Origin of the sequence: Streptomyces sp. DH10 (assembly GCF_029813805.1) — a bacterium.
In the GTDB taxonomy this organism is placed as follows: domain Bacteria; phylum Actinomycetota; class Actinomycetes; order Streptomycetales; family Streptomycetaceae; genus Streptomyces; species Streptomyces coeruleofuscus.
The window spans coordinates 322,968-343,283 of record NZ_JARVKU010000007.1 but is presented as its reverse complement, the minus strand read 5'-3'; the positions used below and the strand labels follow the sequence as shown (position 1 = coordinate 343,283).

The following is a 20,316-nucleotide window of genomic DNA, read 5'->3' as shown; positions in this document are numbered from 1 at the left end:
TATCCCATTTGTCCGACTTGCTCGCGACGGCCGACGCTCCGGCGCGAAGAGTCGACGCTCCCCTGCGGAGAATCGCATGGCCCTCACAGAGACCGCACGGCCCCTGCGGAGAACCGCGCGGCCCCGTGCGGAGAACCGTGCAGCGCCCTCACACGTCGATGTCTCAGGACGACTGCCCCGGCGGGAGTCCCTCTGGGCCGGGAACAACCTCGTCCACAGCCGGGAACAAAGCGGAACGAGCCGTTTCCACAGGCTTACTCGCAGCTCACGTCGGCCTGGCAGACTGACGAACCAAGGCGCGGGACGGCGCGCGGAGGTCCACGCAAGGAGATGCAGATGTCCATGGCAGGGAATCTGCGGAAGGTCACGAGCCTCGGCGGGGTCGGCGGCCTCCGCAAGGTGGCTCGGCTGGCTCGGCGGCGCCCGCGCGTCGACCTGAGCCACCCGGCCCGCTCCCCGCTGGGCTCCTCGGTGGTGAACTGCGTGACGTACCGGGACGGTGTCCGCACCGCTGCGCGCGGCGACCTGGTGGACGCCGTGGAGTCGGTACGCAAGAAGGGCGAGGGCTTCGTCTGGCTCGGTCTGCACGAGCCGACCGACCGGGAGTTCGCGGGCATCGCCGAGCTCTTCGACCTGCACCCCCTGGCCGTGGAGGACGCCGTCGAGGCCCACCAGCGCCCCAAACTGGAGCGCTACGACGAGACGCTCTTCGCGGTGTTCAAGACGGTCTGCTACGTCGAGCACGAGGAACTCACGGCCACCAGCGAGGTGGTGAACACCGGCGAGATCATGGTCTTCGTCGGCAAGGACTTCGTGATCACGGTGCGGCACGGCCGGCACGGCTCGCTGGGCCCGCTGCGCGAGGAGCTGGAGTCCGATCCCCACCAACTGGCGAAAGGCCCGTCCGCGGTGCTGCACGCGATCGCGGACCATGTGGTGGACGACTACCTGACCGTCACGGACTCGGTGCACGCGGACATCGACCAGGTCGAGACGGAGGTGTTCGCGGAGACCGGCGCGCGGGTGGACCCGGGGCGCATCTACCAGCTCAAGCGTGAACTCCTGGAGCTGAAGCGGGCGGTGGCGCCGCTCAGCCGGCCGCTGGAGGATCTCGCCACGCGTCCCATCCGGGCGGTCGACCCGGAGATACAGGCCTACTTCCGCGATGTGTCGGACCACCTGCTGAGGGCCAAGGAGCAGATCGCCGCCTTCGACGAACTGCTCAACTCCATCCTCCAGGCGCACCTCGCGCAGGTCACCGTCGCGCAGAACGAGGACATGCGGAAGATCACGGCGTGGGCCGCGATCATCGCCGTGCCGACGATGGTCTGCGGGGTGTACGGCATGAACTTCGACCACATGCCGGAGCTGCACTGGCGGTACGGCTACGGCATGGTCATCGGCGTCATATCCGTCGCGTGCCTGACGCTGTACCGCGGGTTCCGGCGCAGCGGCTGGCTCTGACGAGGGCCGTGCCCAGCATGGTCGGCGTGGGTTGATGCGCGGTCAGCGCGGGGTGGTCCTGGCGTAGACGCTCTCGGCCCAGGAGGCGATCTGGTCGCCCGCCAGATGCCGGGCCAGGTCGGCTTCGCTGATCATGCCGACCAGGCGCTTGTCCCGGATGACGGGCAGGCGGCGGATCTGGTGCTCCTGCATCTCGTGGAGCACCTCGCCGACATCGGCGTCCGCGTCGATCCAGCGAGGGGTTCCCTTGGCCATCTCGCCCGCGGTGACCTCGGCGGGGTCGTGGCCCAGGGCGACGCATCCGACGACGATGTCGCGGTCGGTGAGGATGCCGCAGAGCCGCTCGTTCTCGTCGCTGATGGGCAGGGCGCCGACGTTCAGTTCGCGCATGAGCTGGGCCGCGCGGTCGAGGGTTTCGTGGGCGGGGATCCACTGGGCCCCGCGATGCATGATGTCTCCGGCGGTGGTCATGAAGTACCTCCCTGTGCCGGACGGCCGGCGCGGCGCGGGAGGCACCGCGAGTCCCGGCGCCCTTCATTCTCGCCGCGCCACCCTGCGCCCGCACACGGGACAGCACCCCGGGCCCGCGGCAGCGTGACCAGCGTCGGCCCGCGACAGCCTGACCAGCACCGGGCCGCGACAGTCGGACCAGCACCGGGCCCGCCGCAGTCGGACCAGCACCGGCATGCGACCCGGCAGCGGCTCAGCCGCCCCACGCCGGATGGCGCGGATCATCGGCCCGTACCAGGACGTCGGCCGTGCCCGCCGGGTCGGTCTCCTGCTCGTAGCGCTCGAAGGCCGGCAGGGTCCAGTGCTCCGCCTCGGGCGTGCGGCGGCGCAGGGCGCCCGGGGAGAGCAGGACATGAACAGTCAGATCAAAGGGGAACCAGTGCCGAAGGAGGAAGGGACCATGCAGCAACAGGACAGCGCCAGGCGGGAGTTGGACATAAGGGCTGCGGGTCGCCCGGTCGGCGGCCGGGTCCCACAGGTCCGGCAGGACGCGGCCGTCACCACCGGCTTCGAGGGGGCCGAACACCTCGCGCCACAGGGCGCTGGTGTCGTACCAGCCGCTGTAGTAGGACTCCACGTCCCGGTGGCCGTACTCCAGTCGCACGGAGGCGGGGCGCAGGAAGCCCTCCGTGCCCACGACGAGCGAGGAACGGCCGCGTATGCGCAGCGCCTCGGAGACCCGCCGGGCGAGGTCTCCCGGGCGGGCGGCCGGGGCGCCGTCGAAGGCGATGCGCGGCCAGGGACCGCCGTCGGCGGGCTTCAGCTCGAGCAGGCGCTCGGCGAGCAGGTCGCCGAGCCGGTCCCAGGTGATCGCTTCGAGTCGCACACGGCCCATGATGCGCCAGGCCGCGGCAGGACGTGTCGGGCCGGCGAGCGCCGCGGACACCGGGGAGGACACGGCAGAACGACAGGCGCCGGGTTCGCCGGGGTCTCCCCCGGCGGATGCGGTGCGCGCCGCCACGGCGGGAATGAACTCCCTATGGTCCATGAACCCCCTGTGGTCCCGGAACCCCGTACGGTCCCGCGCGCGACGCTCCCGTCCCACACCGGGCTTCTCGTCTTCCAGCCCCTCAAGCGGCGGCACTGTGCCGAGTGCCGGCGAGGGCCGCTGCCGCTGCTCGTCCTCGAGGACGGCGTCTCGCGCTGCCTCGACTGCGCCGACCTGGGGCATCTGGTGTTCCTGCCGAGCGGCGACACCGCGCTGACCCGCAGATCGCGGGAGGAGAGCGCGCTGTCGGCGGTGGTCGTGCGGTTCAACCGGCGCAAGAGCCGTTACGAGCGGCAGGGCGTTCTGGTCGAGGAGGCGGCGCTCGGGAGGGCCGAGCAGCGGTGCCTGGCGGACGCCGAGGCGCGACGGCGGCGCCGTGTGCGGGACGCGCGGCGGCGGGAGGCTCAGGACGTCCTGTTCGCTCAGGCGTTCGCGGCGGAGATACGGCGGCTGTTCCCCGGATGCCCGGCCGACCGTGCCCGGGCCATCGCCGCGCACGCCTCGGAGCGGGGCAGCGGGCGGGTGGGGCGCAGCGCGGCCGGGAGGGCGCTGACGGATGGGGCGGTGACTTCGGCGGTCGTGGCGTCCGTTCGGCATCTGGACACGCCCTACGACCGGCTGCTGATGAGCGGGGTGCCGCGGCACGAGGCGCGGCGGCGGATCGCCGCGGCGGTGGAGACGGTGCTGAGGGGGTGGACCGAGGCGGGGCTCGGTTCCGCCGGGTGACCCGGTCCGGGGCCGGCTGCGGCACCGCGGGGCCGGAGATTCGTCCGCTGTTCGCCCGCACGGCAGTCGCCACGACGTGCGGCCTGAGGTTCCTCTCTCGGCAGGTCGCCACGGCATGCGGCCGGAGGTTCGCCCCCTCGGCAGGCCACCACGCATGTGGCCGGAGGTTCGCCCCTCGGCAGGCCACCACGACATACGGCCGGAGGTTCGCCCCCTCGGCAGGCCACCACGACATACGGCATTCGCCCCCCTCGGCAGGTCGCCGCGGCAGCGCGGCCGGTCGGCCATACGGTGGCGCTCGCGTGCCGGGTGGCCGCCGAGTCGTGGCCGGGGCCCTCGGTGGACCGGGGCCGTACGCGTACGGCCCCGCGACGCTCGGCCATGGTCACTGCTCGTGCGGGATTTCGCTTGTGGTGAGGAAGGGTGCCGGGGCAGGATCCCGGCTCAACGGGTGGGAGAGGCTGACATGATCGATGGACCGTACTTCGTGCTGACGGTGCTGGGTGTGCTCGGGACCGGCCTGGTGGCCGGAGTGTTCTGCGGCTTCTCGACCTTCGTCATGCGGGGTCTCGCCACGCTGCCGCCCGCGCAGGGGGTCGCCGCGATGAACGCGATCAACGTGGCCGCCGTGACACCGCCCTTCATGGCCGTGTTCCTCGGGTCGGCCGTGCTGTGCGCGGTGATCGCCGTGGTGACGTTCGTGCTGTGGCCGGACGAGGGGACGGTGGAGCTGCTGGTGGGCAGCGCGCTGTACCTGTTCGGCTCGTTCGGGCTCACCATGGTCGCCAATGTGCCGCGCAACGACGCGCTGGCCGGGCTGGAGCCGGGCTCGCCGGAGGCGGCCGCGTACTGGCCGGCGTACGTGCGCGAGTGGACGATGTGGAACCACGTCCGTACGGCCGCCTCGGCCGGTGCGGCTGTGGCGTACGTGCTGGCACTCACCTGAGCGCGAGGGCACGCTGTCCCGCCCTACCGCGGGCGTGACCGCCCTTTCGCGGGCGTGCCCGCCCCTCTGCGGGTGGGCCGCCGCGGACGTATCGTGGCCGGAAGGAGTGCCGCCGACGACGCACGGCCTGTCACACGCGCACGCAAGGAAGACGGCCATGGCCGACCCCAAGGGTTTCATGACCACCCCTCGCCAGGAGTGGCCGCGCCGGCCCGTCGAGGAGCGGGTCCGGGACTGGGACGAGGTCTATGTCCCCGGGGCGCTGCTGCCGATCATCAGCAAGCAGGCCGACCGCTGCATGGACTGCGGTATCCCCTTCTGCCACGAGGCCTGCCCGCTGGGCAACCTCATCCCCGAGTGGAACGACCTGGTGTCGAGGGAGGACTGGCGGGCGGCCGCCGACCGGCTGCACGCCACCAACAACTTCCCGGAGTTCACCGGCCGGTTGTGCCCGGCGCCGTGCGAGGCGGGGTGTGTGCTGGCGATCAACCAGCCGGCCGTCACCATCAAGAACGTCGAGTGCGCGATCGCCGACCGGGCGTGGGAGGAGGGCTTCGCGCCGTCGAGGCCCCCGGACCGGCTGTCCGGCAAGACGGTCGCGGTGATCGGTTCGGGGCCCACCGGTCTGGCCGCGGCCCAGCAGCTGACCCGAGCCGGGCACACGGTCGCCGTGTACGAGCGGGACGACCGGCTCGGCGGGCTGATGCGGTACGGCATCCCCGCGTTCAAGATGGAGAAGCACCATCTGGAGCGGCGGCTGGAGCAGATGCGGGCCGAGGGGACGAAGTTCCGTACGTCGACGGTGGTCGGGCTGGACATCAGGGCCGATGACCTGCGGACTCGCTACGACGCCGTGGTGCTCGCCACGGGGGCGACCGCGTGGCGTGAACTCGGAGTACCGGGGCGGAAGCTGACGGGCATTCACCAGGCGATGGAGTACCTGCCGCTGGCCAACCGGGTGTGCGAGGGCGATCTGGAGACGTCCCCGTTGTCGGCCGCCGGGAAGCACGTCGTCATCGTCGGCGGCGGCGACACCGGGGCCGACTGCCTGGGCACGGCCGTCCGGGACGGTGCCGCGTCCGTGACCCAGTTGGACATCTACGCGCTGCCGGACACTGAGCGCGACGAGGACACCGAGCCCTGGCCGACGTATCCGGTGCGGGTCTACCGGCTGTCCGCCGCGCACGAAGAGGCCCGTGACCTGCGGACGGCTCCGGTGGCCGACGCGGACGCGCGGTTGTTCGCGGCGTCCACGCTGCGCTTCGACGGTGACGCGGCGGGCCGTGTGCGGTCACTGCACCTGGTCGAGGTGGACGCGCGGCGCCGCCCGGTGGAAGGCACCGGGCGGACGCTCCCCGCCGACCTCGTGCTGCTCGCCCTCGGCTTCTCCGGGCCCGACCGGAAGGACGGGCTCATGGAGCAGCTGGGGCTGGAACTGGAGCCCCGCGGCACGATCGCGCGTGACGCCGGTTTCGCGACGAACGTGCCCGGCGTGTTCGCCGCGGGGGACGCCGCCCGGGGCCAGTCGCTCATCGTCTGGGCGATCGCCGAGGGACGGGCGGTGGCGGCGGCGGTCGACCGGTATCTGACGGGCAGTTCGAGGCTGCCGTCACCGATCGGACCGTACGACCGGCCCATGGCGGTCTAGACCGATCCATGGCGGTCTAGGCGTACGACCGGTCCCGGGGCGTCACCGCTCGTCCGTCCCCGCCACCTTCCCCGTCGACAGCGCCACCCGGTTCCAGGTGTTGATCGTGCAGATCAGGGCGAGGATCTGGGCCAGTTCGCGCTCGTCGAACAACGCGGCGGCCTCTGCGTAAACCGCGTCCGGGACACCGGCGTCGGCGACGAGGGTCATCGCCTCCGTGAGGGCGAGCGCCGCCTGTTCCCGCTCGGTGAAGAAGTGCCGCGCCTCACGCCACACGGCGGCCATGTGCAGCCGGTCCTCGCTCTCGCCGGCCTTGCGGGCGTCGTTGGTGTGCATGTGCAGGCAGTAGGCGCAGTGGTTGAGGTGCGAGGCGCGGATCTGGATCAGTTCGACGAGTGCCGGGTCGAGGCCCTCGCGGGCGGCGGCGTCGAAGGCGACGAGGGCCCGGAAGGCCTTCGGGGCGGACTTGGCGAACTCCAGCCGGGGCGCCTTCACCTGCGTGCTGTTCGTGCTCGTGTGCGTCGTCATGTCCCTCAACCTACGAGCCGCAAAGACCCGCTGTAGGGTGCATTTCCATGGCGACTTCGTGGGTCAATTCCGCGGAACGGATCGGGGCCGACCTGCATCTGGAGCTGACCGGGCCGGGCGGCCGGCGCGCGGCGCTGACCCGGGCCCTGCGGGAGGCCGTACGCAGCGGGCGGCTCGCTCCGGGCACCCGGCTGCCGCCGTACCGCTCGCTCGCGGCCGATCTCGGCGTCGCCCGCAACACGGTGGCCGACGCCTACGCGGAACTCGTCGCGGAGGGCTGGCTCACCGCCCGGCAGGGCTCGGGCACTCGCGTCGCGGAGCGGGCCGAGCCGCTGCGGCCCGCCGCCCGCGTGCCCCGAAAAGCACCTCCACGCGCGCGTGGACCCCGGCACGACCTGACGCAGGGCACGCCGGACGCCTCGTCGTTCCCGCGCACGGGATGGCTGGCCTCCTATCGGAGGGCTCTCCAGCAGGCGCCCAACGAGGTGTTCGGCCCGGGTGATCCGGCCGGACGGATCGAACTTCGGGAGGCGCTCACGGAGTACCTGGCACGCGCGCGTGGTGTGCGCACCGAGCCGGGCAGGATCGTGATCTGCTCCGGCTTCGCGCACGCGCTGCGGCTGCTGTTCGGAGGGGGCGTCCTGCGCGGGCCTCTGGCGGTGGAGGCGTACGGGCTCGGATTCCACCGGGAGGTCCTCGCGGCGGCCGGCGTGCGGACCGTGCCGCTCCCCCTCGACGAACACGGCGCCCGGGTCGACCGGTTGGGGCGCGAGCGTGCCGTGCTGCTCACGCCGGCGCACCAGTTCCCGACCGGCGGCCCGCTGCACGCCGCGCGCCGGGCCGCCGTGATCGACTGGGCACGCACGCGTGGCGGGCTGGTCCTGGAGGACGACTACGACGGGGAGTTCCGCTACGACCGCAAGCCGGTCGGCGCCGTCCAGGGCCTCGACCCCGAGCACGTGGTCCACATCGGCTCGGTCAGCAAAAGCCTGTCGCCTGCGGTGCGGCTGGGCTGGATGGTGCTCCCGGAGCGGTACGTCGACGCCGTCCTGGCCGCCAAGGGGGACCGGGAGGCGTGGGCGAGCGTCCTCGACCAGCTGAGCCTCGCGGACTTCGTCGTCTCCGGGGCGTACGACCGTCACGTACGGCGTATGCGGCAGCGGTACCGCGGCCGCCGGGACCGGCTCGTCGCGGCGCTCGCCGAGAACGCGCCGCACGTCGAGGCCACCGGTGTCGCGGCCGGGCTGCACGCGGTGCTGCGGCTGCCGCCGGGAAGCGAGGCGTCCGCGGTCAAGGCCGCCGCCTGGCAGGGCATCGCCCTCGACGGCCTCGCCGCGTTCCGGCACCCGGACACGGAGATGGAGGCGGCCGACGGCCTCGTCGTGGGATACGCGACTCCCTCCGAGCATGCGTACGGGCCGGCCCTGGAGGCGCTGTGCCGTGCACTGCCGCCGCCGTGACCGGCCCGAAGCGGAAGCCGGGAGATCCGGAAAACTCTTAGGCCTTGCGCCCCACCGCGCCGTACCCCGGAATCACCCCGTCGTCCTGTCCGGGTACGGGCTCGCCCAGTTCGGGGTGCCAGCGGTGGGGCACCTCGACGCCGGGCTCGACGAGGTCGAGGCCGTCGAAGAAGCGGGTGAACTCCGTGCGGGAGCGCAGGGCCAGGGTGACACCGGCGGCGCGGAGCTTGTCGGTGGCCGCCTTGGACTCCTCCGGTGTGAAGTCGGCCGTGGCGTGGGTGATGACCAGGTAGCTGCCGGAGGGCAGTTCGGCGAGCAGCCGGCGGACCAGGTCGTGCGCGCCGTCCTCGTCGGGGACGAAGTGCAGCAGCGCGATGAGCGACAGCGCGACGGGCCGGGTGAAGTCCAGGACCTTCCTCGCGCCCTCCAGGATGGCGTCGGGGTCGCGCACATCGGCCTGGAGGTACTCGGTCGCCCCCTCGTCCGTGCCGCGCAGCAGGGCCGCCGCGTGGGCCAGCACGATGGGGTCGTTGTCGCAGTAGACGACCCGGGCGTCGGGGGCGGTCTCCTGGGCGACCTGATGGAGGTTGGGCTCGGTCGGGATGCCGGTGCCGATGTCCAGGAACTGCCGTACGCCGTTGCCCGCCAGCCAGCGTGTGGCCCGCTGCATGAACGCGCGGTTGACCCGCGCCATGACCGGCACCCTCGGGTCGAGGGTCAGCATCTGCCGGCCCATCTCCTCGTCGACCGGGTAGTTGTCCTTGCCGCCGAGGTACCAGTCGTACATCCGCGCCGGATGCGGTCTGCTCGTGTCGATCGCGACGGCCGAGGTGGGGTCCTGCCCGGTCATGAGGCACTCCATAAGACACAAAGGGTGATCAATTCAGCACCAGCGTAAGAAAGTTGAGCCACAGATAGCGGCAGAAAGCAGCAGAATGGTCGATCACGTCAGGACAGCAGGAAGTCCGCCTCTCCCGCCTTCGCCCCTTCGATGAAGGCCGTCATCTCGTCCGTGGTGTAGATCAGCGCCGGACCGTCCGGGTCGGTGGACTGCCGCACGGCGATCCGGCCGTCGGCGAGCTTCATCGCCTCCAGGCAGTTCCCGCCGTTCCCGCCGCTCCACGGCTTGTGCCAGCCTTCGCTGCCCAAGTCGCGCGCGGGCATGCCGTTGTAGACGTGTTTGCGCGGCTTGATGCGATCCATTTACAGCTCCTTGCGGAGATCCCTGAGGATCTCCTTCGTGCGATGTGCCGTAGCGGCCTGCGCCGCCATGCGGTCCATGACCTCGAGGTGGGTCGCCACCTCGGCGCGCGCGTCGAGGTAGACCGCGCCGGTCAGGTACTCGCTGTAGACCATGTCCGGCAGTTCGGGCATGGCAAATCGGAACAGCACGAACGGCCCGTAGGTGCCCGGGTGCGGTCCACTGGCGAACGGGGCGACCTGCAACGTCACGTTGGGCAGCTTCGTGGCCTCGAGCAGTCTGTCGATCTGGGCACGCATCACCTCCGGGCCGCCGACCGGGCGCCGCAGCACGGTCTCGTCCATCACGACCCACAGCCGGGGTGCGTCCTCGCGGGTGAGCAGCTCCTGGCGCTGCATCCGCAGGGCGACATGGCCATCGATGTCGTCGGGCCGGGTCTGGCCGATGGCGCCCGACCGGAGCACTCCGCGCGCGTAGTCCTCGGTCTGCAACAGCCCCGGGACGAAATGCGGTTCGTAGCTGCGGATGACTGCGGCCGCGCCCTCCAGGCTCACGTACATCGAGAACCAGCCGGGCAGGATGTCGTGGAAACGCTGCCACCAGCCGGGCTTGTTCGCTTCCTCGGCCAGCAGGACGAAGGCGTCGGCTTCCTCGTCGGAGATTCCGTAGGCCTTCAGGAGCAGTTGCAGATACGGGATTTTGAGCGCGACCTCGGCCATCTCCATGCGGCGGACCGTGGCGGGGGCGACGCGGAGGATGCGGGCGGCCTCCTCGCGCTTCATCCCGGCGCGTTCCCGCAGGTCCAGCAGGCGCCGGCCGAGGACGACCTGTCCCACCGTCGGCGCGGACCGCGGTTCGCTCACGCTCCACCTCCACGAAGAGTTCTGACGAGCCGGCCATAAAAGAACGCTGACAGCCCGGCGGCGCCATTCGAAGACCTTTCCGAAGAGCTGGGTATCCGAACTCACGTTCCGAACAGATCTTCGACGATCTCAACTGGCGCCGCGCGAGGTGCTGTTGCGAGCAGTGTGCCACGGCCTTCCAGACCGTCACACGGCACTCTGCAATTTTCAGAGTGACACTTGCCAAGTGTTCACGGCGGGGCGATAGTGGCAAGCGTGATTCCGTCCGCGCCCTTAGGAACAGACGCCGCAGCAGGCCCTCTCGGCCTGGGTGCCACCTCGGAAGCAAGCCCCGTCGGGGCCGCTGCCGAGCGCCGGTTCCGTTTCGAGCTGGCCGCACATCCGGGTTCTCCCGCACAGGCCAGACGCCTGACGCGGGCCCGGCTGACCGGCTGGTCGGTGTGCGAGGACACCTGCGACAGCGCGGCCCTGGTGGTTTCCGAGCTGGTCACCAACGCCATCGTGCACACGGCGAGCACGCACATAGTGTGCGAGCTGCACGACGGCGACGACCTGGTGCGGATAGCCGTGCGTGACGAGGGCTGCGCTCCGGGCCAGCCCCACGCGGCCAGCCGCACCCGGCCCGAGGAGGAGCACGGGAGGGGACTGCTTCTCGTCGACGCCCTCTGCGACGCCTGGGGCGCCCATGAACACGGCCCCGGGCTGCTGGTCTGGGCCGAGCTGCCGCGCACGGCGGACACCTCCGGCGAGGCGGCGGAGCCCCGGAACGACCTGGGCTGGGGTGCCCGTCCGAAACCGGGGCCGTCCGACCCGGGCGACGGGGACGAAGCGGACCAGGACCGCCACACGAAGGGCGCCCAGAAGGTTCCCCCGCAGGAGCGACGCCGACGACGGGGGCCTGCATGAGCCCCGGGCGCGGTGGCCGCGTCCTGAACCTGGATACTCTGACCCGCCTCCGGCGCGGGCTGCGCACGGCAGGGCCTACGCTGCGGCTGCCCGTCCCCGACGGCATGACCGCCCCGCTCGGCTGCGACGCGGTCGCCGTACCCGCCCGTTTCGGCCCCCTGGTCATGCCCCGGCTGCCTCGCGTGGGATGCGTCTACGGCGACGAGACGCACTGGTGGTGGCTGGTGCCGTCCGACTCCGACCACGCCCTGGAGTGGCCCGCCCCGGCGCAGTACGCCACCGGCGCCGTCGTCCCGGACACCCTCGAGCTCCCCGAACTGATCCACCGCCCGGACGGCAGGCTGCCGTACACCCCGCCGATACCGCTGTATCTCGCCCTGTGCCGCGTGACGGGGACCGCTCCGGCCTGGTCGCGGCCGGTCAGCGCGTAAGATCCGGCGAGCTCGCCGGACACTGCTCGGCCGGGGGATACGCACCACCGCGCCGGACATGGCTGGGCCTGGCCATACGCACCACCCTGCCGAAGATGGGTGGGCCAAGCCGCACGCACCACCCCGCCGGACACGGCACCGCCAGGCCGCACGCACCACCCCACCGGACATGGCTGGGCCTGGCAACGCACCACCCCGCCGGACACGGCACCGCCAGACCGCACGCACCACCCCGCCGGACACGGCACCGTCAGGCCGCACGCACCACCCCGCGGACACGGCTCCCCCAGGCCACACGCACCACCGCGGACACGGCACCGCCAGGCCAAACGCACCACCCTTGCGACTCCGCGCCGTCCCACGCCTCCCCCGGTCGGGTCGTGCGCCCGCGCGCCTCCGGCGCCCCGGGCTGCGCCCTGCCCGGGCGGCCCCCGCCCCCGCGATAGTGACCGTTCGTCCATGAGCGGGGCACGAACAGGGAGGTCGGTCGACGGTGGCGAAGAAGCGGACCGCGCCGGAGGTGTCCGAGTCGGAGCGGCTGCTCTTCGGCGGACCGCTGCGCTACGACATGGGCTGGAACCAGCACGCCGACGCGTTCCTGGAACTGAACTTCCGCGCCATGATCAGCCGGCTGCCGTCCCTGCTGGCGTCCAGCCTCCGGCTCGCCCGGCAGGCCGACCGGGGCGCCGCACGGGTCGTGCTGGCCGCCGAGGCGGGCCGGGGCGTGGCGCAGGCGGTGGCACTGCTCGCGGTCAACAGCGTGCTGGCGCGGCTGATGGGCGGCGGCGCGATCGAGGACCGGCTGCGCGGCGCCGTCCCCGCGCTGGTCACGGTGGCCGCCGTGATGCTGCTCGCGGCGCTGCTGCGGGCCGCGAGCACCTACGCCACCGGGCGGCTGGAGCCCAAGGTGGAGCGGGTGGCGACCGAGCAGTACCTGGAGCGTGCCGCGGCCGTCGAACTGGCCGCGATCGAGGACCACGCCTTCCACAAGCTGCTGGACACCGCGCAGTACGGGGCCGCCTCCGCCCGCCGGATGATCATGTACGGAACGCGCGTGATCAACGCGATGATCTCGCTGGTCGCGGCGGCCGGTGTCCTGACCGTGCTGCACCCGGCGCTCCTGCCACTGCTGGTCACGATGACGCTGCCGAGCGCTTGGAGCGCGCTGACCGTGGCACGGCGGCGCTACGAGTCCTTCCACGCCTGGGTGCAGCACGCCCGGGCGGGCCGGCTGCTCGGCAATCTGCTGATCGAGCCCGAGGCGGCCCCCGAGATCCGGGTGCACGGGGTGGGCGCCTTCCTGCTGCGGCACTTCCGCGCGATGTCGGAGACGGCGGAGGCCGAGCAGGCCCGGCTGGCCCGGCTCGCCGCCCGTACCGGCCTGATCGCGGCGGCGTGGACGGGCCTGGCGACGGTGGCGACGTACGCGACACTCGGCGGGTTGTTGCTGGCGGGCTCGATGGCCCTGTCGGTGGCGGGTACGGCCGTGATCGCGATCCGGACCGGCTCGCAGAGCCTCGACACGCTCGTCGTGGAGGTCAACGCGCTGCACGAGGAGGCCCTCTTCGTCGGCGACCTGCAACGGCTGTACACGGAGGCGGCCCAGCGGGCCATCCCGGTGGGCGGTCGGCCGCTGCCGGAGAACCCGCGCGAGATCCGCTTCGAGAACGTCACGTTCCGTTACCCGGGCGACTCCGCCCGCCCCGCCCTCGACGACGTGTCGCTCACCCTCCCGCTGGGCCGGATCGTGGCACTGGTCGGCGAGAACGGCTCCGGCAAGACGACCCTGGTGAAGCTGCTCGCCGGGCTCTACACGCCGGAGAAGGGGCGGATCCTGTGGGACGGCGTGGACGCGGCGACCGCCGACCGGCGCCGGCTGGCCGAGCGGATCGCGATGGTGGCGCAGGACTTCAAGCGGTGGCCGTTCACGGCCCGGGTGAACGTCGCCCTGGGGCGTACGTCGGCGCCGGTGTGTGAGCAACGGCTGGCCGAGTCGATCGCCGAGGCCGGGGCCGAGACGGTGATCGCGGACCTGCCGCGCGGGCTGGACACGCTGCTCGCCCGCAACTTCAGCGGCGGGCACGAACTGTCGGGCGGCCAGTGGCAGCGGCTGGGCATCGCCCGGGCGGCCTACCGCAGGGGCCGCATCCTGATCGTGGACGAGCCGACGGCGGCCCTGGACGCCCGGGCCGAGCTGGAGGTCTTCGAGCGGATCCGCGCCCTGGCCGACAGCGGCCAGACGGTCGTACTGATCACGCACCGGCTGGCGTCCGTACGCCACGCGGATCTGGTGCACGTCCTGGACCAGGGCCGGCTTGTGGAGTCCGGGACTCCGGAGGAGCTGCTGGCGACCGGCGGTCTCTACGCCGAGCTGTACACCCTCCAGGCGGAGCAGTTCGCAAAGTCACCCACCACGGTCCCGCCGGTCCCCGCCCCGCCCGTCCCACCGGTCCAGCCGGTTCCGAAGATGCCGTCGCCGAAAGCGGGCTGAGCCAGGCTCCCCCTCGGGGCACGCGTCAGGCCGCGGCGTCGGCACCGTCCCCGCTGCGCACGATCACCAGGAACATGTCCGTAGCGAGGTCCATGACGACCTCGGCAGGCAGGCCCTCCAGACGCCGCGCCTGCGCGAACTCCTCCGCCGGCCAGGAGCCACGCGGCCCACCGGCGGGAAAGCTCTCGAGCACTGTTCGCCCGTTCACCCTGCACCTCCATGTCGCGCTGTACTCGTAGAGTTAAACGCCAACCATGGGGTCAACGGCTCGCGAAGTGACGGTTCTGAGACGTAGTTGACACTCGTTCACCACCGAGTGTGACAAACCTCTCAGCTCTTTGGCCTATCTGTTCACTTTCCGTATCAGTCGTCGTACTCGTCGTGATACCGGATGCGCTCACTTCCCGCAGGCGTCCCAAGGGCCGACGCGTGCCCCTTGGGCTCCTCCCACCCCTCCTGGCGGCCCAGTGCGGTGAGGTCCAGCAGGCCGACGGTCGCGCCGAGGCCGTCGAGGCCGCGCTCGTACGTCGAGTAGGTATGGAAGACCCGGTCACGGTCCCGCAGGAAGCAGCTGAGGCCGGGGCCCTCGACGAGCTCGCCCTCGCGTTCGAGGGTCACCTCGAAGTCGTGGTTGAAGTCGCCGCCGTACGACGAGTACCAGGGCACCGAGCGCCTCGTCGACCTCCACCATGGGCAGTCCGCGCCGCGCGCCACCGCTCGCGCGAGACGATCTCCGGAAGCGACATGGGCCCTCCTGTGGCAACGGTCCGTCCACGGGTGGTGACAGGCGGGAGGAACAGAGCTCATCGCTGCCCTGGAAGGAACTCCGGAGAAGCCCGGAAGGAATCCGGAGGGAAGTAATTCCGGACGGTCCTTCCGGAAGGTCAGGTGTCGTAGTCCTGGATGCGCCGGCCGTGGCTGCGGTCGACGAGGGAGGGCAGGCGCTCCTCCAGTTCCCGTACCACCACCGGCACGTCGATCGTCAGCAGCGTCCGGTCGCGCATCAGGATCCGTCCGTCGACGATCGTGGTGCGGACGTCCGCGGAGCGGGCGCTGTGCACGAGGGTGGCGGCGAGGTCGTGGACGGGCTGGGTGTGCGGTCCGGTGAGGTCGACCAGGATGATGTCCGCCCGCCGCCCCGGCGCGATGCTGCCGACGCTGTCCCCCAGTCCCACGGCACGGGCGCTCTGGAGGGTGGCGTGGTGCAGGGCCTGGCGGGAGGTCAGCCAGCGCGGGTCGCCCTCGGAGGACTTCTGGATCAGGGAGGTCAGGGCCATCGACTCCCACACGTCGAGGGAGTTGTTGGAGGCGGCGCCGTCGGTGGCGAGCCCGACGTCGACGCCGATGCCGCGCAGGGCGCGGACCGGTGTGGTGTCGGGCCAGGCGAACTTGAGGTAGCCGCGGGGCGCGGTGGCGACGGCCGTACGACCGGCCGCCCGCTCCAGGACGGGCAGGTCGCGGTCGGCGATGCCGGTGCCGTGGGCGAGGAGCACGTCCGTGTCGAGGATGCCGGTGCGCTCCAGGACCTCGATCGGGGTGACGCCGTGGCGGGCGAGGCTGGCCTCGGTCTGGTCGCGGTTCTCGGCGGCGTGCAGGTGCACGGGCAGGCCGTGTTCGCCGGCGAGCCGGGCGGTGGCGGTGAGGTCGGTGTCGTCGACCGTGTAAGGGGAGTGCGGGGCGAGGGCGGTGGTGATACGGCCGTCTGCGGAGCCGCGGTGCCGGAGCGCGAACTCCAGTGACCGCTCCCGGCCTTCGGGGCCCAGGGATGAGAAGTAGGCCTCCCCCAGCAGCGCCCGCATGCCGCAGTCCGCGACCACTCGCGCCACCGCGTCCATGGCGAAGTAGTGGTCGGCGAAGCAGGTGACGCCCGCGCGGATCATCTCGGCGCAGGCGAGCCGCGCCCCCAACTCGACGTCCTTCTTGGAGAGGTTGGACTCCACGGGCCAGACGACGTCGTTGAACCACTCCTGCGTGGGCAGGTCCTCGGCGAGGCCGCGCAGCGCGACCATCGGCGCGTGCGTGTGACAGTTGATCAGGCCGGGCAGGGCGACCTGGCCCCGGGCGTCGAGGCGCTCGGCGGCGGGCAGGTCCGCGACCCCGGTGGTGGTCGTCACGGCCTCGACGACGCCCTCGCGTACGACGATCGCGGCGTCCTCCTCGAACCCGATGCGCTCTTGATCGTCGTGCACGAGGACGGTACATGCGCTGATGATGAGGTCGGCGGGACTGTCCGCGGCAGAAGGCGTCATCGCGCCAACGTACGACGAGGTCGTAGCGCGGCATGAGCCGAACCGCACATCCCGTCGCGGCCCTTTCGCGGGGCGGGCCGGGGGAGCACCCTGGTCCCCACCACCCCGCCTGTCGGCTTCTGAAAGGAGCCCGGCATGCTCCTCGGCACCTGGAACCTGGAGAACCTCTACCGGCCCGGCGGCCCGTACGGCCCAGAGGACGAGGCCGCGTACGAGGCGAAGCTCGCCGCGCTCGCCGCCGTGATCACGGAACTCGACCCGACGCTGCTCGGCGTGCAGGAGGTCGGGGACCCCGAGGCCCTGAAGGACCTGGCGGGAATGCTCGACGACGACTGGCAGCTCGCCCTCTCCGAGCATGCGGACAGCCGGGGCATACGGGTCGGGTTCCTGAGCCGTACGGCCGTGACGGTGCTGGCCGATGCGACGGCGTTCCCGGCGGAGCTGCGTCCCGTTCAGGTGGACGACTCGGGGGGGATGGTGACGCGAGCGGGCCGGGGCTTCCTTGCCGTGGAGGCCGTGGGGGCCGGGGGCGGGCCGCTGCGGGTGGCCGTCTGTCACCTGAAGTCGAAGCTGCTGTCGTACCCGAACGGCCGGTTCCAGCCGCGCGACGAGGGCGAACGGGCCCGGTACGGCACCTACGCCCTGTACCGGCGGGCCGCCGAGGCGACGGCCCTGCGCGCCCTCGCGGACGAACTCCTGGACGGCGACGGGCAGGGCAGGGACGTGGCCGTACTGGGCGACCTCAACGACGAGGTGCAGGCCGCGACCACACAGATCCTGCTCGGCCCGCCCGGCTCGGAGATCGGCACTCCTGGGTACGAGAAAGCCGACAAGGGCGACGCGACCCGGTTGTGGGACGTGGCCCCGCTCATCCCGCCCGGGCAGCGGTACTCCCGCGTGAACTCCGGGCGGCGCGAGCTGATCGACCATGTGCTGCTGAGCCACCGTCTGGTGCACCGGGTGACGGCGGCGGGCACGGGCCTGCCCGGCGAGGGGCCACCCGGCCTGCCGTCGGTCGGCCCCGACCCGGCGGAGCGGCGGGGTGCGCCCGGGTCGGACCACGCGCCGGTGTGGGTGCGGATCGGGGGCTGAGCACCATCGACGTCCCAGAACGCCTGACCTGGGCGGTGCGGATCCTCGACCCGGAACCCGCCGACCGGGTGCTGGAGATCGGCTGCGGCCGCGGGGTCGCCGTCGCGCTGGTCCGCGACCGCCTCGTCACGGGCACCGTCACCGGTATCGACCGCTCCGCCAAGGCCGTCGAGGCGGCACGCCGCCGCAACAGCGACGCGCTCGCCACCGGAAGGGCCGTCTTCCACACCGTGTCGCTGGAGGACGCCGACTTCGCCACCGGCTCCTTCGACAGGATCCTGGCCGTGAATGTGAACCTCTTCTGGACCCGCCCGGCGGACCGGGAACTGGCCGCGCTCGGGCGCTGGCTGGCGCCGGGAGGCCTGCTGTGCCTGTGCTGGGAACCGCCGGACGGGAAGCGGGCCGGGGAGATCGCCGCGAAGGTGGAACCGGCGGTCGCGGGACACGGGTTCACGACCGAGGTGCGCCGGGCGGCGACCGCGCGGGGCGCCGCCCTCGTGGGGGTTTTGGGCAGGGCGGTGGTGCCGGGGCGGCTATCCGGCGAGGGGCGTCCCGGGAGGTCGTAGCCCCACTCGCTCCACCGGTCCGGCGAGTTCGTCGAGGAGGGCCGTGAGGCGCTCGGTGTGCTCGGGGCCGATCCGTCCCGTGTCGTCGAGGTGGACGGCGCAGGCGGTGGTGGTGTCGACGAGGCGTTCGAGGAGGTCGGCCACCTCGTCCGCGCCCTCGGTGTGCCGGGCGAGGGCGGGCAGTTCGTGCGCGGACAGGGAGATGGCCGTTCGGGCCTCGGCGAGGGTCCGGTAGGCCTCGCGGCGCAGGGTCCAGCGGGTGGCGCGGTCGTCGGAGGGGATGACGCGGCGCTCGGAGGCGGTGGCACGGTGGCCGGTAGGCGTGCCGCGCTCAGAGGCGGCGGCGCGGCGCTCGGAGGCGGCGGCGCGGCGCTCGGAGGCGGCGGTGTGGTGACCGGAGGCCGTGGCGCGGTGGCCGGTGGGCGTGCCGCGGCGCTCGGAGGGCGTGCCGGAGGTGCCGATGCGCGGGGCGTCTGCCTCGTCGAGGACGTGGGTGAGGTAGGCGTACGCGGCCTCGCTCGCCGCGGCGAGCCGGGCGCGCACTCCCCCGCCCCGCTGTCCCGGCATCGGCAGGTGCCCGGTGATCAGCACGATCGCGCAGGCCAGCAACGTCTCGCCGATCCGCCCCATGGAGGCCTGCGGCTCGCCGCCGACCATGACCAGGGCGAGGACGAGGACGGTGACGACGGCGGTCTGGGCGGCGAAGTGCCGGGTGGCGACGGGGATGAGCGCTCCGCTGAGGGCGACGAGCGCGATGAGCCCTTCGGGCCGGGGCAGGACAACAGCGAATCCGGCGAAGAGGACGGCGCCGAGCACGGTGCCGGCGGCCCGGTTCAGTACCCGAGAGGCCAGCGGCCCCAGGTCGGGCTTGACGAGGAAGACGGCGGTGGCCGGCAGCCAGTACCAGTGCTCGTGCTGCCCGTACCACTGGCCCTGGTGCAGGGCCTGGGCTGCCGCGGAACTGGCCCCGAAGCAGAGGGCGACACGCAGCCCGTACTCGCGTCCGGCGCTGCCGAAGGCGGCGCGCAGCCGGTCCCCGGGCGTACGGGGCCGGGTGTGCAGATCGCCGCCCCTGCCCTGGTCGAACACCTCGGCGGCGTGCAGGAGGGCGTCGTCGAGGGCGCGCAGCGCGGGTGCCGAGCGTGAGGGGGCGGGCAGCGGTCCGGTGTGGTTGTTGCCGCGTACGGCGGCGGCGAGCCGCCGGGGTCCTTCGGAGGCCCGCTCGGCGACGGCCTCTCCGGCCCACGCCAGCGCGGTGGCGGCCTCGGCGAGGGGCAGGGCGGCGGCGTACTGCGCGTGCAGCCGCCGCTCGGCGGAAGAGGAGGCGTACCGCCGCAGCCGGGGCCCGGCGAGGGCGTCCTGCGCGTGGTCGAGGGCGGCGGTGAGCGCGGCCCGGCGGCGCATGGCCTCGGGCCCGCCGACGGCGTCGAGCAGCTCGGCGACGGCGTCGTACACGCCGGCGACGGCCTTCCGCTCCCCGTCGAACCGGAAGTCCCCGGCGAGGGAGCCGGGCGTGGGCAGCACGAGCCGGAGCACGAGCAGCCACCCGGCGCCCGCGACATAGGCGAGCGCCCGCTCCCAGCCCGGCTCCGGCAGGGGCATCCCGGCCCCGATCGCCGAGGCGACGAGCAACTGTGTCCCGACGGCGGACGCGACCGGCCCGATCGCGCTGATGCTTCCAGCGACGAGCCCGATGAACGTGAGGATCACGGTCAGCACGACCGCGCCGGTCTGCTGCCCGGCGTACGTCCCGGCCACCAGCCCCAGGGCACCGCCCAGCGCGGGCACCCCGATCCGCTTGACCGAGACCCGCCGGCTCCCGGGCCGGTCGTTGATCCCGGCGAGCATGGCGGCGATGGCGGCGACGACCCCGAGCGAGGTACGCCCGACCTGCACGGCCACCAGCAGCAGCGGCCCCGCGGACAGGGCCCCCCGCGTCACGGCGCTCCAGGGCACCGGCCCCCGCTGGGCGCGCAGGGCGTGCGCGAGCCAGGGCGGCAACGCGGGCAGGACACGGCGGGACCGGGACACAGGGCTCCTGTCGACTGTCGAGGGCAGGGGTGGGCCTTCGGGCGACGGTGGCCGGGCGGGGGTGTGGGTGCCCACAGTAGGCCGGGTTCCTGGAGGGAAGGTTGCCGGAACGTGACGGAGTCCGGGAAAGCCGGGTTCTTTAATGAACGCAATCGCTCTATGAACGCAGTCGCTCTATGAACGCAGTCGCTCTATGAACGCTGTCGCTCTGTGAAC

19 protein-coding genes and 1 pseudogene are annotated in these 20,316 nt (G+C 72.5%); 10 read left to right on the top strand and 10 right to left on the bottom strand.

The features are described 5' to 3' along the window. Nucleotides 1-336: 336 nt before the first annotated feature. Nucleotides 337-1,464, top strand: a complete 1,128-nt coding sequence (locus tag QC385_RS17995) for a magnesium and cobalt transport protein CorA (protein WP_279542338.1) — start codon at nt 337-339, stop codon at nt 1,462-1,464. Between the two features lie 42 nt (nt 1,465-1,506). Here the strand turns inward: QC385_RS17995 and QC385_RS17990 are convergent, their stop codons facing one another. Together QC385_RS17990 and QC385_RS17985 are read right to left on the bottom strand one after the other, a co-directional pair. After that, the gene (locus QC385_RS17990; protein ID WP_059422143.1) at nt 1,507-1,935 is read right to left on the bottom strand and encodes a CBS domain-containing protein; all 429 of its coding nucleotides are present in this window, start codon (nt 1,933-1,935) and stop codon (nt 1,507-1,509) included. Between the two features lie 232 nt (nt 1,936-2,167). After that, nucleotides 2,168-2,809: a uridine kinase gene (locus tag QC385_RS17985; protein WP_279542362.1), complete on the bottom strand. Its 642-nt coding sequence runs from the start codon at nt 2,807-2,809 to the stop codon at nt 2,168-2,170. A gap of 144 nt (nt 2,810-2,953) precedes the next feature. Here QC385_RS17985 and QC385_RS17980 point away from each other — a divergent pair, with 144 nt between their 5' ends. From QC385_RS17980 to QC385_RS17970, 3 genes are all read left to right on the top strand, one after another. Then, nucleotides 2,954-3,688 (top strand): DUF2293 domain-containing protein, encoded by a 735-nt coding sequence (locus QC385_RS17980; RefSeq protein ID WP_279542337.1) that lies wholly within the window; start codon nt 2,954-2,956, stop codon nt 3,686-3,688. 466 nt (nt 3,689-4,154) lie between these two features. Further along, the gene (locus QC385_RS17975; RefSeq protein WP_279542336.1) at nt 4,155-4,634 is read left to right on the top strand and encodes an anthrone oxygenase family protein; all 480 of its coding nucleotides are present in this window, start codon (nt 4,155-4,157) and stop codon (nt 4,632-4,634) included. A 157-nt stretch (nt 4,635-4,791) separates the two neighbouring features. Next, nucleotides 4,792-6,282 (top strand): glutamate synthase subunit beta, encoded by a 1,491-nt coding sequence (locus QC385_RS17970; RefSeq protein WP_279542335.1) that lies wholly within the window; start codon nt 4,792-4,794, stop codon nt 6,280-6,282. 42 nt (nt 6,283-6,324) lie between these two features. Here the strand turns inward: QC385_RS17970 and QC385_RS17965 are convergent, their stop codons facing one another. Then, nucleotides 6,325-6,810, bottom strand: a complete 486-nt coding sequence (locus QC385_RS17965) for a carboxymuconolactone decarboxylase family protein (RefSeq protein WP_279542334.1) — start codon at nt 6,808-6,810, stop codon at nt 6,325-6,327. 47 nt (nt 6,811-6,857) lie between these two features. Between QC385_RS17965 and pdxR the strand changes: the two genes are divergently transcribed. Then, complete coding sequence (pdxR, locus tag QC385_RS17960; protein WP_279542333.1) at nt 6,858-8,270, top strand: MocR-like pyridoxine biosynthesis transcription factor PdxR; 1,413 nt, start codon at nt 6,858-6,860, stop codon at nt 8,268-8,270. Between the two features lie 37 nt (nt 8,271-8,307). Here the strand turns inward: pdxR and QC385_RS17955 are convergent, their stop codons facing one another. The 3 genes from QC385_RS17955 to QC385_RS17945 all read right to left on the bottom strand — a co-directional run bounded on the left by QC385_RS17955 (nt 8,308) and on the right by QC385_RS17945 (nt 10,334). Beyond that, nucleotides 8,308-9,120 (bottom strand): SAM-dependent methyltransferase, encoded by an 813-nt coding sequence (locus QC385_RS17955; RefSeq protein ID WP_279542332.1) that lies wholly within the window; start codon nt 9,118-9,120, stop codon nt 8,308-8,310. Between the two features lie 98 nt (nt 9,121-9,218). Then, a complete protein-coding gene (locus QC385_RS17950) occupies nt 9,219-9,473 on the bottom strand; it encodes a DUF397 domain-containing protein (RefSeq protein ID WP_020277664.1) in 255 nt (84 codons plus the stop codon). Beyond that, nucleotides 9,474-10,334, bottom strand: a complete 861-nt coding sequence (locus tag QC385_RS17945) for a helix-turn-helix domain-containing protein (protein ID WP_279542331.1) — start codon at nt 10,332-10,334, stop codon at nt 9,474-9,476. It lies immediately after the preceding gene. A 246-nt stretch (nt 10,335-10,580) separates the two neighbouring features. On the opposite strand from QC385_RS17945, the gene QC385_RS17940 reads away from it, so the two are divergent. The 3 genes from QC385_RS17940 (at nt 10,581) to QC385_RS17930 (ending at nt 14,162) form a co-directional block, all read left to right on the top strand. After that, entirely contained in the window at nt 10,581-11,240 is a 660-nt protein-coding gene (locus QC385_RS17940) for an ATP-binding protein (protein ID WP_279542330.1), read from the top strand. Beyond that, nucleotides 11,237-11,671, top strand: a complete 435-nt coding sequence (locus QC385_RS17935; RefSeq protein WP_279542329.1) for a hypothetical protein — start codon at nt 11,237-11,239, stop codon at nt 11,669-11,671. Before QC385_RS17940 ends, QC385_RS17935 begins: the two co-directional genes overlap by 4 nt. Nucleotides 11,672-12,164: 493 nt before the next feature. Further along, nucleotides 12,165-14,162 (top strand): ABC transporter ATP-binding protein, encoded by a 1,998-nt coding sequence (locus tag QC385_RS17930; protein ID WP_443032929.1) that lies wholly within the window; start codon nt 12,165-12,167, stop codon nt 14,160-14,162. A 25-nt stretch (nt 14,163-14,187) separates the two neighbouring features. Here the strand turns inward: QC385_RS17930 and QC385_RS17925 are convergent, their stop codons facing one another. From QC385_RS17925 to QC385_RS17915, 3 genes and pseudogenes are all read right to left on the bottom strand, one after another. Further along, on the bottom strand, nt 14,188-14,370 hold the full coding sequence (locus tag QC385_RS17925) for a hypothetical protein (protein ID WP_037674458.1): 183 nt from the start codon (nt 14,368-14,370) through the stop codon (nt 14,188-14,190). Nucleotides 14,371-14,525: 155 nt separating this feature from the next. Beyond that, nucleotides 14,526-14,831: pseudogene (locus QC385_RS17920) on the bottom strand (DUF899 family protein); the annotation flags it as partial. 215 nt (nt 14,832-15,046) lie between these two features. Further along, nucleotides 15,047-16,411: an amidohydrolase gene (locus QC385_RS17915; protein WP_279542328.1), complete on the bottom strand. Its 1,365-nt coding sequence runs from the start codon at nt 16,409-16,411 to the stop codon at nt 15,047-15,049. Nucleotides 16,412-16,546: 135 nt separating this feature from the next. Here QC385_RS17915 and QC385_RS17910 point away from each other — a divergent pair, with 135 nt between their 5' ends. Together QC385_RS17910 and QC385_RS17905 are read left to right on the top strand one after the other, a co-directional pair. Next, entirely contained in the window at nt 16,547-17,503 is a 957-nt protein-coding gene (locus tag QC385_RS17910) for an endonuclease/exonuclease/phosphatase family protein (RefSeq protein ID WP_279542327.1), read from the top strand. Continuing rightward, complete coding sequence (locus tag QC385_RS17905; RefSeq protein WP_279542326.1) at nt 17,482-18,069, top strand: SAM-dependent methyltransferase; 588 nt, start codon at nt 17,482-17,484, stop codon at nt 18,067-18,069. The genes QC385_RS17910 and QC385_RS17905 overlap by 22 nt, the downstream gene beginning before the upstream one ends. Here the strand turns inward: QC385_RS17905 and QC385_RS17900 are convergent. Further along, entirely contained in the window at nt 18,037-20,100 is a 2,064-nt protein-coding gene (locus QC385_RS17900; RefSeq protein WP_279542325.1) for an FUSC family protein, read from the bottom strand. The two genes, QC385_RS17905 and QC385_RS17900, sit on opposite strands and share 33 nt — an antisense overlap. Between the last annotated feature and the right edge of the window lie 216 nt (nt 20,101-20,316).